The 15,457-nt window shown below is 43.7% G+C and carries 4 protein-coding genes and 1 pseudogene; all 5 read right to left on the reverse strand.

The annotated features are described in order from the left end of the window. Positions 1–4: 4 nt before the first annotated feature. A complete protein-coding gene (locus MMG03_RS13805; protein ID WP_249506540.1) occupies positions 5–11,851 on the reverse strand; it encodes a LamG-like jellyroll fold domain-containing protein in 11,847 nt (3,948 codons plus the stop codon). Between the two features lie 89 nt (positions 11,852–11,940). After that, positions 11,941–12,822 carry a hypothetical protein gene (locus tag MMG03_RS13810; protein WP_139258161.1) on the reverse strand — a complete coding sequence of 294 codons (882 nt, stop codon included), beginning with the start codon at positions 12,820–12,822 and terminating at the stop codon, positions 11,941–11,943. Positions 12,823–13,011: 189 nt separating this feature from the next. Next, a complete protein-coding gene (locus tag MMG03_RS13815; RefSeq protein WP_088666441.1) occupies positions 13,012–13,851 on the reverse strand; it encodes a hypothetical protein in 840 nt (279 codons plus the stop codon). A gap of 466 nt (positions 13,852–14,317) precedes the next feature. Beyond that, positions 14,318–15,048 (reverse strand): annotated as a pseudogene (locus MMG03_RS16185) (hypothetical protein); the annotation flags it as partial. A gap of 187 nt (positions 15,049–15,235) precedes the next feature. Then, a partial coding sequence (locus MMG03_RS13835) for a hypothetical protein (protein ID WP_249506543.1) occupies positions 15,236–15,457 on the reverse strand: 222 nt, incomplete at its 5' end.

Genomic DNA, 15,457 nt, shown 5'->3' on the forward strand with positions numbered 1-15,457 from the left:
TTCCTCACAGAAGGGTCAACAATTTTGTCGATTTTAAGGCTCCATTAATACGAAGCGCAAGATAGGTATTTCTCATGTTGATTCCAGACCAATCCACACGAATGTACTGTTGTCCCGGGGCAAGAGTTCCCGTATAGACATGACGAACAGGAATGCCGCCGGCATTGATCAAATCCAGAGATACATAGGTATATGCATTCATCGTTACCACGAGTCCATCCTCTGTACGAGTGATCGGAATAGAATCATCCGGAGCGGTATAGCCAAAATCTATGGCATACGATGAATCAGGACTTCCAGACCCATTGGGTGTTTCAACTAGGACCAATTGTCCCGTAGGCCAGCTAGGTTCTTTTCCATAAATCACATTGCCGAGCGAATCAACCACATTGAAGCCTACCGCTTCTGCAACAGAGGTGGTCATTCCGACATGCCCCGGGTCATCATTCGCGTTCCAACCCATTTGCCAATCTGGAAGATGCAATGTAAAAGCACCCTCTCGATTCCAGGACATTCCCGAGCCAAGAATATTTTCACAATGGAGATTTACCATCCACCGTCCATTACCGAGATTGGACTTTTCTGCGGTCACACCTTGCGGAAGACCGTCTCCATAGATTTCCATGACTGGAGTAAATCCAGCTTCGACATAGAAATAGTAACGGACATCATATCCGGCAATAGGCATGTTACCTGTATTTTCAACCTTCAGATAAATTTCACTCGCTTGCGGATCTCCCGTCGTCCTAGCACGGACATCCCTTGCAAGTACACGGGCCGATGTGACATCCTCAATTTCATCTTCCATTTCAGCGCAGGAGCCGCCAATCAGGTTATTGTCTTTGTCAAGGACGATTATACCCTTGTTTTCAACAAAGTCTCTAGCCGCATTAAGCACGAAAGATGGGTCATCCGCAGAATACCAGCCATTCCATTCAATATTGTTCAGTCCAAAAAGGGGACCTTCGCCAAAGAACGGTGAGCCATTTGCCTGAATTACGGAATCAGCAAAACGCCACTCCACATACCCTGTCCGATTGCTTTCGGCATGGACCGAGAGTGTCGAACTATCCTGAGGGAAGAAGGCCGATGCATGAACCAGAGCAGGAACTTCGCCACGGAAGTAATAGCGAACAGAATAACCATTGATAGCCTCGCCTGATGTATTCACGATACGGACTCGCGGACGCAACATGGAAGAATCGGCAAAGCCTTCGTAGCGAACAAACGTCTTTACCTTGCTAGATTGTACAGGTTGCAGGCCATTATCACCAGCCATATTCCACGCAATATCCGATGCGGAAATATCATCCGTAGCCAAGGCCAAGCCAGCAATATCAACTCCAGCAGGCACAATCAATTCGAAGTTTTGTCTTCCAGAGGCAAGTTCAAGAGCCATATTTGATACCGTATAAGCTCTCCATACCTGAGCAAGCGGCATCACACCCTTCTGCTTTGAACCGGCACCGAATTGAACTTCGGCATTTTCCAAACTTGCAGAACGCGCATAGAGCACCAGATTGTACTTTCCGGCCTGTTCGACATTAATCGTCATATTCAATTTCGCATCCTTAGCCGTCGAACGATAGAAATTATTGCCGACGACCGAGCAAGTAAATTGACGGTCAAAGCCATTCACAACATCCATGTCATTTACATTAACAATAATCAGTTGCGATTCCTCGCCCTCATCCGTAACAGGTTTCGATAATTCCAGCACCTGTTCAGTACTCAAGGCCGAAAGATACATGCGAATGTCCGCAATATGGCCAACAAAGCCCTCCATCGTCGAACTTTCGCCTACCGAGAACTTTCCGTTGAACACTCGATTCATAGAAATTCCAGCCGGTTTTGTCATAACCATGTTCCCGTTCACGTAGAAATTGACATTGGAAGAATCAACCGTGACAACCACATGGCTCCAAGCCTTTTCTTGAGGCAACACATTTTCAGCAAGCCAAATATGGTTCTGTTCGACAAGGCGCATATCTTTACCCCTAATCTGAATTTCCATATTACGGCTAACACTGGAGAAGCCCATTACACGGAGCCAGTCATCTTCCTGCGGATAGCCAAGATTTATGCGGGCCTCAAACGTGTAAGAATCAGATACACCCAGATTCACATTGCTGTTGGCAACAGCCTTATCTCCGTCTCGATAGAAATAAAGGCCGACATCGTTAAGCCAAGGCATAAACATGGACAGGTTCAAATCATGGGCCGTCCCAATCATCTCGCGAACAATTTTTCCCATACCTTCCCTTGCAGGATACCACAAGGCGAGAGATTGCGGATACGGATAAAGTTTAGACGATTCATAGGTTATTTCTTCATAGTTATGACCATAATCTTCCACATGCATTGTAATGGCAAGATTACATCCGATGCAACTTGCCAACTCCTTACGGCTAAGACGAACCTTGGCAGAGACATTACCATTGGAATCAGGCATCATCGAAACATCCTTCAATGGTATCGAACTAAATACAGAACGAATATCCACCTTGGCAATTCCCGATTCGGAATCTTCAAGTTTCGCCGAAACCACAAAGATTCGATCAAGTACATCGGAGGAATCAACAACATTCCATGAAGAGACCTTGGGACGGGCAGAATCCGTATAGACCTTCGGACCCATCACCTGCATTTCATTACCAAGGACAGACATGCCCAAGTAGGTCGACTCGTACACACCATTCTTTATCTTGCCAACAGAAGAACCTCCTATTTTCCTAGAACCATCGTAAACAATCGTGTCCGGGATTTCGGCACGAATTTCCGTAATAAGCCTATCGTTTAAATACAACGAGACGATTCCGTCACCCGGCTGATTGCAACTAGCACCATAAGCCATGAAACCATTGTCAAGACCAAGCCATACAGAATCAGACGGGGTAGAACATGCAAAGTTCGCCGGAACAGTCAATGCACGGGCAGCGGCAGGTGCCAAAGGCAACTCCGAAGTATCGTTCTTGGCAATGACAAACACGTAGTTCGTATCCGTCATCGTTCCACGCCTAGGCAACTGCACATGGGCAATTTCATTGGCATCTAGGCTATAAGGCAACAGTTTTGCCGGAGTCACATCATTACTATCGTTCCACAGGGAATCGTTATCAACATACAGATTAAAATTTTTCAAGCCGATTACTCGAACATCACGATCCGATGTGCCTGCTATTGCCGGCAAGATTTCTAGACTGAAATCGGGGATTTCCGCCAATCTAGAATCCATGGCTGCAAAAACCGAGAACGTCTTTGTTACGCCGGAAATCAAAATATATTCCCATAGGTCGTCATTACCCGGATAGCACTTTGAATCATTCCATATTTCACATTCCGCGGTATCAAAGCCATTGGCAACCGCTGCATGCCCGTCTGCACCAAGATATCCATACAGTACCTTGTCAAGCGGGATAAACTTTTTATTCGTAAAATCGACCTTGTAGAGTTTCAAGGTACTCGGCGTAACATTCATATCCCGCATCTCCGCCTTGGAAATCTTGATTTCAATGCGAGGCAACGTATCGCCAAACACCTTCGGAGGCAAAACTTCCACAATCGACCCTGTTATTGGCACGTTGTTAAACACCTCGAAATGGTAGTCTTCGGCAGCAACCGTACGAACCGTAAAATCGTCACTCGAATCAAGCGTACCTTGCGGGAACGTAACAGAAACTTCGTCAAACAGCGATGTGACCGTACCCTGCTCAGTATCCTTTACTTGCTTTCCGATTACCAGATTGTAGTGACTGCAACTATAGTCGCCACCCTCATTATCGCCACCCCAGGTCAAAAGGAACTGTGTATTCCCTTGAAGCCTATTCACATTGAACCAGGCAAGTCTGCGTTCGCCGGACGTCTTGACTTCTATGGCAGAATCTACAACCGGATAATACACGGAATCCTTCAAATATAGAAGATGATATTTCGTCCCCGGTATCAAATTCGCACGTATTTCCACAAGTTCCTTGGGGCGTTTCACATCAATTTCATTTTTGTATTGGATATTGACACTAGATGGAGTTGTTGCATTCCCGACAGCATCAAGATGTGAATGGACAGAATCATCCAAATGAACCAGTCTTGAAGATACGACTTCAACATCCTTAATCCACGGATTACGAGTCCATTCTTTTTCCGCAGCCGTGCCATAATACAAATTATTATCGGATTCTCTTCTATAGTTCACTCCGCTTTGATACCGATAAAGATGATTTATCGTGAGTTCCTTGGCACTTGTCCGTTCCGGCAACTGGGAAGTAAAATCCAAAGAACGTCGATACCTGACATCCTGTTTCCAGTCGGATGCGGCAATATAAAGCGTATCGTTGGAAATTTTGTACTTCTCATTCGGGACACCTTTGAGCAATGTCGTATAAGTCGGAACAACATCACCGCTTATCGAAATCGGCAAAGCAATATAAGCACTAAACTTTTTCGAACTTGCATCATAAGAGTCTGGGCTAATAGACAGCGATCTAACAAGCGAATCACCATTTACAACCTTTGCGGAATCAAGATGCAATGAAGAAAGCGAACCTGGATCAAAATCAACGTCAGAATTAGAATACAAAATCAAATTATCAGGATTAGTCTTAAAATTGGAGAGATTTTTGAAATAACTGGTAGTATCACCGTTCAAAGTGAACTGTTTCAACCAATCAACATCGCTGTAGTCATTATAATAATGATGAATCCTGGAACCCAGCAGATAATATGTTTTCCCATTACCCGGGTTATTTACGCCTTTACCACCTGCAGGATAATCTAAACGTACGGATTTATCCGCATTTTCGGCAAATACGGCCCCAAAAGACTTGTTCATGCTGACATAGAAATCAATATCGCCAGGCATAAAGTAGTCTGTTTTCAACGAATCACCATTATTGGTTATGTTCTGTGCATAACCTGGAGCAAATATATGCGCAATAAAATGGCGACTATTATAATTTATCGTGTCATTTGGGTCGTTGTAGAATTTTAGAGTGAATCGGGATACCTGTTCAAACCCGACACCTTCATCCGCAAAAAGGAATGTATTTCCACCACCAGAAAGTTCACTAGCTTTAAAATATGGTAAATGCTGCGTTTCAAAAGGAGTCAACAAACCATAACTATGCTTAAGATTCCATTGAGAACCATCAAATAGGTTTTTCGCTCTCGATAAATTCATCGTTAGAGAATTTTTTTCGAGCGTATGGAAATATCCATCTTTTTCACCATAGAGGCTTATATTCTTAGAGTCAAAACGAATGGTACGGTTCACAAGATTATCATAGCCGAAAGGAGCATTCCAATACTCGGGAGGAATGGTTAGTTTGATACTAAACTTCAATTTTCTATAGCGAGTGTTATCACAATGATCTGGATTAATTTTTTGTTCATTTGTATAAAAATTGGATGCTGAATTTCCTACAAGTTCTACAGCAAACAGCTCCCTATTGGGGTCGTACTGATTTGAAACAGAATCTTGCGTATATATACACTGATGGACTCCATTTTCATTTACCTCTTCATCTGCCGCGCAAGAGCCCCGTTCTTTTCGAGGGAATGGCAAATACCCACCTTGTCCCGGAGCCGGAATAACTACATCATTAACATCAATTTTAGACAAGTCCCATAAAGAGTTTGTCTTCAACAGAGTATATGCGAGCAATGATCCATCCCATTGTCCATTATTATAAAAAGAATCCCATTCTCTCCATGATGTAACAAACATATCAAACTTCGTTTTCTTGCCAAATTCCGCCAAGTCTGGCCCACCTAAATAGCCATATTTTTTTGCAGCATCAATATCAATATCTATAGATGTTGACAAGGACTGCTCATCAAAATGTATCGGTCTAACATCGGCAAGAGGTTCATTCCTTGTATCTGTGGTATCACACCTTCCATCAGTACAAGACTGGATCCACCTATCTACCCATATGACTGCAACCAAATCCAAACTTTGTCTCTGTCTCTTAATACCTAGACTGAATCGTTCCGGCGTAAAGCCAAGCGGATATTGCGTTCCACTAAATTTTGTAACGAGATTCGCCTCGCGAATATTCTTGGGCAAGTATTTTCCACTCAATTCAGCATCAACAAAGTAATCCGCGATGGGTTCATACCTGTTGACAACTCGTCCCAAACTGGAATCAGTAACGGCCTCGGAAACATAAATGCTCACGGAATCGGTATGCGACCTGTCACCCGGAGTTTTGTCAATCATGCTATTTGTAGTAATTACCGACAATAGCGCTATCGCAGAATCACCCTTAGGTTTATTTCCTCCCGTCGTATCAATGGTTCCAGCAGGGAAAGCCTTGATTACAACCTTATAAGTCCCAGCATCTACAGGATTATTATCCGAATCACGCTTCCCGTTCCATGTTACAGAATACGCCTTGCCGTTAGAATGCGCTGCAACGAATTTATTTGTCTCCAGCACTGAGATTGGATTATCGGCGGAGTCACGAATTTCAATGTTCACATAAGCATCTTTATAAAGAATGCCATAAGGAATGCTCATGGAACCCAATTTATACGAAGTCGGGTCCTTCACGATTAAAGGATAAACAGGCAGACTGTTGCTTAGCACGACCTTAACATCTTGAGAGGTCAGATCAATTTCCTTCGTCTGTACATCGACGAACGCATTTTCACCATCAAGTCCAGTCACCTCGGCATAAACCTTCACCTTTCCATCGGCCGGGAAGAACCGGGAATCCAGGCGGCCATCCCATGTAAACGACAACCCAAAGGCTTCCGGATGAACATTCCAGCCCGTCTGCAGCACATTCATCGTATCGACACCAATGTTCTGACCGGCAAGCGTAAAGCCGGCCATTTCACTAGACCCGAAATACACAGGTACGTTATGCCCAGCCAGTGTATCGATATGGCTGCCAACTATACGGAATGCACCTTCCGACTTCATCACGACATGTCCAGAATCACCCGAGAGAATCATGACATTGTCGGTTGTCGTAGGCGGCATCAACATCGGATAACCGCTCAAGTATTCCGAAGTAATTTCGGGGAAATTGTTCATTTGAGATTCAACACGACACCCCTTGTCAAGATTCATGATGACATTGCCCTTCAGGGCCATGCAGGTTTCGCCAAAAGACGAAGACAAGAACGAGACTTGCAATTCAGACGTGTTGGGCAAACCGGACCATCTCAAATGATACAAGCTGTCATCTTGATAGAACCACACCCCTGCAGGGGACTTTGTGGAATCATAAACCAATCCAGCAGTCAAATCATAAGGCGAACCATAATACGGGTTTGCCCAGGCTCGTTCAACCGACCTGTCAAAAACACCGACGCCCTTCGAGTCTTCTGCATAGATACGCAGCATATATACTCCAGACGGATTCCCCGTCAGACGGAGCGACATGTTTACTGAATCCACCCCGACGACCATGGAGGTTTTCGATACATCGAATGCGACTACCGGTTTCACGCTGTCCGCCGCGAGTTTACCCAAAGTTATAAGGACCGAATCCGTACGCCAGGAACAACTATCGCACGTCTTGACCCCAAGTTCAATATAATACTGCTTATCATAGATGGTATCTCGATAGAAATAACCCAACACTCCTTCGTTACTCTGCGCAATTTTCGATATATTCGCGCTATCCTTCGAACGGTTGGCTGCAACAGTCATGATTTTGTCTGTTTCCCATTCCGTCGAATTTGCTTCCCTATACCTTAGACGATAAACAGCGGAATTTTCGTCATCGTCAAAATCGGGCGGAGCAATGCCCACAATCGGGATAATCGGCATCTTTAAATCACCAGATTCCGTAGGAGAAACAATATTCGGATGACGTTTTCCCACAAAGAACAGACTGGTGCGAACACCGACATTTCCCGCCAGATCCACACAGGCTGCTTCAAGATAGCGTTTCCCGTCATTTGTTCCAATCAAGCCCTTATCAAGATAGAACCTGAATGTTTCCGTATGCAATACGGAGCCAGTAATTTCACGCCACTGATTTTCATTGCCGCCACCAATAATTCTATAGCTACACTTCATACCGGTACGGTTGACAGCCACATCCTTACTTTCGGAAACTTTGATGGAGGCTTCGAACGGTTTTGTAGATGCAGTATCATAGACGGGAATCGTACTTATAAGGCCTTCAATTTGCGGGGCTGTTCGGTCAATCAGCATCTTTTCAGGATACGACTTAATCGGAGTTGATGTATTCTTCGCCTCGTCACGAGTAACGGCAAGAACGCGATACTCGCCATCTTCCAACAGAAGCCCCGTATTTTCGGTCCAGCTACCATCAACCTGGTCTTTGTCAAGCCACACAGAATCACCGGCACGGTCAACAGCATTGCTGTCAGGAATATGCTTAAACAACCAGTTTATAAAGACGGACGTTTCACTACGGCCGTTCAATGCTTCACGAACGGAATACGATATGTTCAGGAGGCTATCCTTAGACACATACACACACTGATTGTCCTGGCGGGCTAGTTTCGGCAAGGAAGCGTATCTAGACACCTTCTGAGAATCCATCGGGGCTGCAACCAAATCAAATTTGGGCAAAGCTGGCGCAGTTTTATCTACCCTAAATTCTACCGTATCATAACCGACATTCAACTTGTGGTTATTAATGACCGAATTCCAGTCCGTTTCACTAGCGGTCTGCTTGACAACCTTTTCGAACAGCGCGTTCACCGCTCCGTAGGCAGTCAAGTTCGGCAAAGCATAATCTATCGCAGCCGCACTTAAACGATACTCACCATCCGTCAGAGATTTCTTGTTTACTCCATCCCAGGTTACAGCAAAGTCCTTCGAGACGACATCGTAAAGGAACGGCAATTTTGCATCAGACACCTTGTTGTAGGTTCCTCCTTTCTTCTGTTCAAGAGTCCATTGCATAATACGGATATCGGCGGCATCCCTGTTTTTCGTTGTCAAGGAATCATTACCATCGACCTTTACACGGGCTATAAAGACGGAACTGTCCGGATTCACGCAATAGCTATCTGTCGTCAATGTGAACTTCGGAGCCGTAGTATCCACGACAAACGGAACCAAATATATATCGCCGCTATCAGACGAATTGTCCGTAGAATTAAAACTTGTCGCATTGAAAACCCAAAGATAATCACCTTCTGCCGGACTATCAACCTTTTGACTTGACGAGAATCTCAGTCCTTCAGCAGTAGGAGAACTCGTCATCGCATGCCATGACGCAATCGAATCCGAGGAATCGCACTTCGCTGTCACGCAACGGAAAATAGAATCTTTAGCGCTGACGATGCTAAAGCCCTGATAATCCAGGGCACTTGCAGAACCCACAAAGCCGTCGATTTTATTCACCACGACATTCGGCAGCGGCCAACTAGATTCCAAAAGGTCTTCAGTAGCCTTAAACAGATAATAGAACCTCTGCGTATTGGAAAGACCAATCTTGTTCACGACAGACACGATTACCGTATTCTGGTTATCCTTCTGTATTACAGAAAGATCATCATTATAGGAGGCATTGAAGTAGTCTCTTGCATTGAAATCAAAATGACCATCTTTTTTCACAGGATGCGGAACAGTCATCAGAGGAGTAGTCGGCCAACTTTGACCAGCAATTCTCTTATAGACTTTGCAGGCATCATTTGCTGTCGGATCCTTTTCCACGTCACATTCCCAGACAAGTTCCTGCTGGAAGTTGAAATTCATATAGATTTCACGCAGACGGTGTGGCATCAAGTCGTCAACAACAAAGGAATATTTTTCAATGTAGTTCGTCACAGTAATTGGTGGAATTTCGTAACGTTCTACGTGACGAATGGGAACCTCATCCGAAGAAACTTTCCCATTAGCATCAATACCACTCACTCGTTCCCATCGGTCAATCTTGACGCCCATTTTATTCCAATCGGCATCTGTCTTAAATTCAATCGGATTTTTCTGATATTCGTTATACCTTTTCTTTTGGAAGGAACCATCAACTTTAAGCGTATCACCAGAAACAAGAACGGAATCTCGCTTTCCGTACAAACCAATTTCGCAATCAGTACTATTACTAGTCCGAGATTTTTCGTAATAGCAATTCGGATCTATGGCCTGCAAAGTAGGATCTGCAACGAAAAGACCTAAATTGACATAAGGTTTTTCATAAAGAAAATCTTCCATCAAGTATGGAGTATGCGAAGACGAACCATCAACAGCCAAACTAAACTTATTTTCTGCGCCATGCCATTTTTTCTGGAAATGTGAATTTACGGGAACCTGATGCGAATACTTCAAATCTGCAATCGCCGCAATTGTAACATAACCCAAACCAACAATAGTCATGTTTATTCCCGTTCCACAAAGTAAAGCTCCTTTAGCTAATTTCAATGCAGGTTGATTCCAAAAAAGAGTTTCTTCCAGAACTGCCGCTGTTACACCAGCAATGGCGAGAATCGCGATAGCTTCATCAATAACGGTGCCGACCCTTGAAAAAGGAACACTAAGTTCATCAAGAAAGTAAGAAAACCAATCTTTAGCAGCGTCTATCGACAATTCAACATCAGCATCTGTAGAAAAATCATTAAAATCAGCATATAAAGCAATATTGCCATTATATGCTGATTTTTTCACATCCGTTCTTGAATCTTTAAAAACAGCAGTTTCGTTTCCACTTCCAGACCAGCTAGGAATCAATGCTGTACCTTGCTCTTGTAAAGTTACACCAGCAAGAAAACCATACGCCATAGACGCAACCGTATTATAGGTTCGTTCAGAAATACTGCCTCCATCACTTAAATGCGTCCACGCATTACTTATTGAAGCGCTTATTGAACTAGGAACAAATTGTGAAAGTCCTGTTTTATTGAAAAAATTTTGATTAGGATCACTAAACGTTAACCCATTTTCGCCATACAGTAATCTGAACATTGGCAAGTTATCTTTATAAGGTTGTCCTTTCAAGAAAGAAACGCCGTCGTCGCGACCTGAATTAGGATCAATATATGCAGTCAAAGAATCTTCTTTATAATAATCAAAGCCATCACCTAACACAGCAAGAATACCCTTACCAAGCAAAGGCGCTACAGAATTACTCCATACAGGAATAACAACCCCTAACAAAGCTATGCTAGAAGAGACTGATTCAAATCCCATTAAAAAAGCTGTTATCGCAAAAGCCTCCATAGTCGCAGCCTGCGTTATGGCCTTTCCCAATCTATCACCAAAATCAACCTCTTTCAATTCAAGCAACAAATTTAATGCACCTGTTCCCTCATGCGGGCTATCAAGAGTTATCACTTTATCAACATCATCATTATAAACATTTCCTTGCACATATTCACGAGACGCAACACCACCCATGCTGTGGGAAATAAGGATATTTCTTGATGGAATTTTACGATAACTATCTAAAGAATCATGACGAAATCCATGTAGCGCACTTTGGCCACCAGCATCAACTTCTTGAGCTTCCTCCAATAAGGAACGACGATTAGAACAACGATTCGGTCCAACCCAAGTTCTTTTTCCAATTTCACTTCCATTATTTCTCGGGGAATTCGCAGGATTCGTAAACGATCGATGAAGATAGACCTTTTCACCATAGTCCTTCTCAAATATATCATCGCGCAGCCAAGGACGTAGGTCTTTAATCATTCCTGCAGCCCTCGACTTTATTCCTTTGGGAATCAAATCACCAAACATCGTATCCTGTGCGGCCTGCGGATAAGGGTCACCTTTATCATTATAACCCTCATCACAATTTAGGCCACCCCATTTAGATCCGGCCCCATGAATTAAGAAAACATTGTATTCTGACAAAGCTTCCATCGGCTTTGCAAACAGGGACACAACCAAAGATAAAAATAGGATTACGTAGTTTGGACGCATTTTTACTCCTAACACAGAAAACTACGTAAAATAAAAAAAAATATATATATAATTTGTAAAGAGTTTTTTTCTACAAATTTACACAAAATTTACAAGTTGTTTTCACCATAGAAGACTGATACGCTATCATTCGAGAAAATTATCGGAAACGATTCACCTTGTCGGCCAAATTGTATCTCAAGCCAATTTTTCCTATCTATTCCACCATTTTCCAAAAGCCGATAAACTCTATCATCTATCTGCAATTTAGGTCCCCAGAATCGGATTTCTGACATTTGCTTCACCCATATTGAATCAAGAATTTCTTGTTTTTCATTCAATAATTTTAAGGTATCCGAATCTATGGCAAGACATATAAAAGAAGAATCCCTGTAATAGAAATCTAAACATCTCCCTTTCCACATCATACTCGACATTTCCACTTCTTTCAATAATTTCTCTTTATCATCTAGATAGAAATAAAATCTTCTAACCGCCGAGACGGAACCTTCCTCATTGGAATAAAACGTATTTATTTGCATTTTACTATCTATCGAATCAATAGAAACTTTTTCATCAGATATTTCCAAATCTTCAACAACATTTTTGTCAAAATTCCATTTTAACGCTTTGTTCACTTTAAATGGAGGAAATTTATAATCATAAAAAATCAAATTTGTTTTATCTAATTGAAACACACATGCTCCACAAGGTGTTGACGGAGCTACAAGTTCTCTTAGAACTTCTTCTCTATACATATTTACTAAGAAAAACTTTGACTCAACCAAATTCCATTCAGTATCATATCCCTGAAGATATGATGAATAGGATTCCACCAAGTTCTCATAATCCACATTCAACAAAGCTAATGAGTCACTATACACAGCAACAAGCGAAACACGTACTCTAGAATCAACAACCTTATCATCTCTAGAACATGCACTAAATAACAGCATAGAGATCATTAACAAACAATATACCATCTTTTTCATCTTATTATAAAGATAGTTATAAGAACAAAAAAATATCAAGATGCTTTAAAAAAACATTGAATAGCAATAAGCCGGGCGTTGCGGGTGCGGCGTCTGAGCACCCGCTCGAAGGGGTGATGAGCTATAAGCGCAAGCGTGTGCGAACCAGGGGAAGGCTTTCCCCTATATTCTTGCAAATTTACATGAAATTTACAATTTGTCCGATTCGTATATAAAACTATTGCCAACTCCATCCGTGATTTTTAGATTACCGGAATCAGAATGTTCAATATCATACAAATAGTGTAAGGATACATTCTCCCCATCATACAAGCCCCATATTTTTCCATTATAGATATATCGGCCTTTAAAAAACACATAATGTTCATCACCAACATGCAAAGAGTCAACAATATCCCCCTCACTATCAAGAACCATCATACAACAATCCTTTATCTGCAAACAATAGAGTCCTCTTTCGTCTTGCATCACATCACTGCACTCATAATTTACGTATTCAGCCATGGATATTTGACCATTTCCCCAATTCGCATACCCCTTACGTACATAATAATTATCACTCCTTATTGAAGCACCGCCTTTGACGACATTTGTAGGAAGCGTCTCTCGCGAAACTACAGACCAATTTTCCAATACATTAGAATGATAATTCCACGCCGAGGCTTTAGTTAATTCCGACCTTCCATTTTTTTCATAATACCAATAAAATAGAAGCAGAGAATCCGAGATAACAACCCAATTCATAGGTGTTGAAAGCGGATAATCAACCTCCTTATAAATTTTTTCTTCTCGCATATCTACATAAACATATTTTCTGCCAACAACATCAGTTCTTTCGTCCATACCCGAAATGTATGACGAATAGAATTCCACTTTTTCATTAGACTCCACTAAAAGAAGCCCAGTGGTATCATCAACCAATGTTACAAACTCAACAGAATTAAACCGGTCTATCACCCGTTCTTCGTAGGAACACGCTACCAAAAAGAGCAATGCAACAAAGGATACACAGATTAACAAATTCTTCATGTTTTAAATATAGCTCTATACAACATAAAATCAAGACAAAAAGGACTGCATCGCTGCAGTCCTTTGAATGTTTGGGTTCGCAGGTCTGGATCCTTCGCGCTTACGCACTCAGGATGACGTTTACGTTACACTTCCTCAATGGAAGCATGATATTCCTGCAAGCTCTTCACTTCGCCCTTGCCAGCCTTAGCAGCCGCAATGCCCTTGACGGTGTCGAGAGCGGCGGCGAGAGTGGTGATGTAAGGAGTCTTGTATTGGACGCCTTTGGCGTCCGTACTGCGGTTCGGTCATACAAAAATAGCTTGCAAAGCGCAAGCATTTTTGTGCGACGCTCACCTTGCGTACTATTGATGGCAGCCTTACGGATGGCGCATGGGCATAGCCCAAATGCTTGGCTCAGCCATGCCAGAAAACAAGTTTTCTGTCGCGGCATTCGCCTTGTGCATTTGTCATCGGCAACAGCGTCGCGGCGAGCCCACGGGGTGTTGATGATGAGGTTCACCTGCTTGTTCAGGATGACATCCAGAACGTTCGGGCGGCCTTCGGCGATCTTGTTCACCACTTCGCACTTGACGCCAGCCTTTTCGTAGAACTTGGCGGTGCCTTCGGTAGCGTAGATCTTGAAGCCCAGTTCCTGGAAAACACCGTAAGTCGAGTGCAGCGGCCACGCTTGCGTGGACATTGCCGAGGCGAAGGTGTTTCTGGAAACGCTGACCCACTTCGATAGCCTGGTCGCAGAGGTTGGTCTTGTCAGACAAGCTGATAAGAACCGCACCGCTGGAAGGCAGGATGGAGCCTGCAGCTTCCTGGCTCTTGTAGTAAGCCAGGGCGAAGTCTTCGGAGAGGCCCAGCACTTCACCGGTGGAACGCATTTCAGGACCGAGAACCGGGTCAACCTTGGGGAACTTGTCAAACGGGAACACAGCTTCCTTGGCGCCGTGGTGCTTGAAAACCCTTAAGCCGAGTGTCGCGGGCAAGCTTGCTTGCACATGACCGAGGCGCATTGGGTTTCTACAACTTCTTGTCCTTCAGCTTCAGATCTTCCAGCTTTTCACCCATCATGAGGCGGGTAGCAAGGCGGGCCATCTGAGTGTTACAGACCTTGGAAACTAGAGGCACGGTACGAGATGCGCGGGGGTTGGCTTCGAGAACGAAAACCTTGTCGTCTTCGATAGCGTACTGCATGTTCATGAGACCGCAAAACGTCTCAAGGTGAGTGTCGCGACAGACCGCTTGCGGGCTGGCATGACCGAACCGAAGACGTTTTTGGAAACGTGGAGGGATTCAGCAAAACACCGCAAGGCGAGTGCAGCGACTGTGCTTGCACGGGCGTTGCCGAGCCGAGGTGTTTCTAGAATCTTGCGAGTGTAATCCTTGATGGTCTTCAGGTTGGACGCCTACGGCGTCCGCTGCTGCGCTCGGTCATAAAAATAAACAAGTTTATTTTTGCGACACTCGCTTGCAAGCTATTTGCCTCGGTAATGGTCTCCGGCGGGATAATGCAGGCGGAGTCACCGGAGTGGACACCTGCAAGTTCCACGTGTTCCATCACGGACGGAATGTAAACGTGTTCGCCATCAGAGAGGGCGTCGGCTTCGCATTCCAG

The sequence above is a fragment of the Fibrobacter sp. HC4 genome, assembly GCF_023373925.1.
Lineage (GTDB): Bacteria > Fibrobacterota > Fibrobacteria > Fibrobacterales > Fibrobacteraceae > Fibrobacter.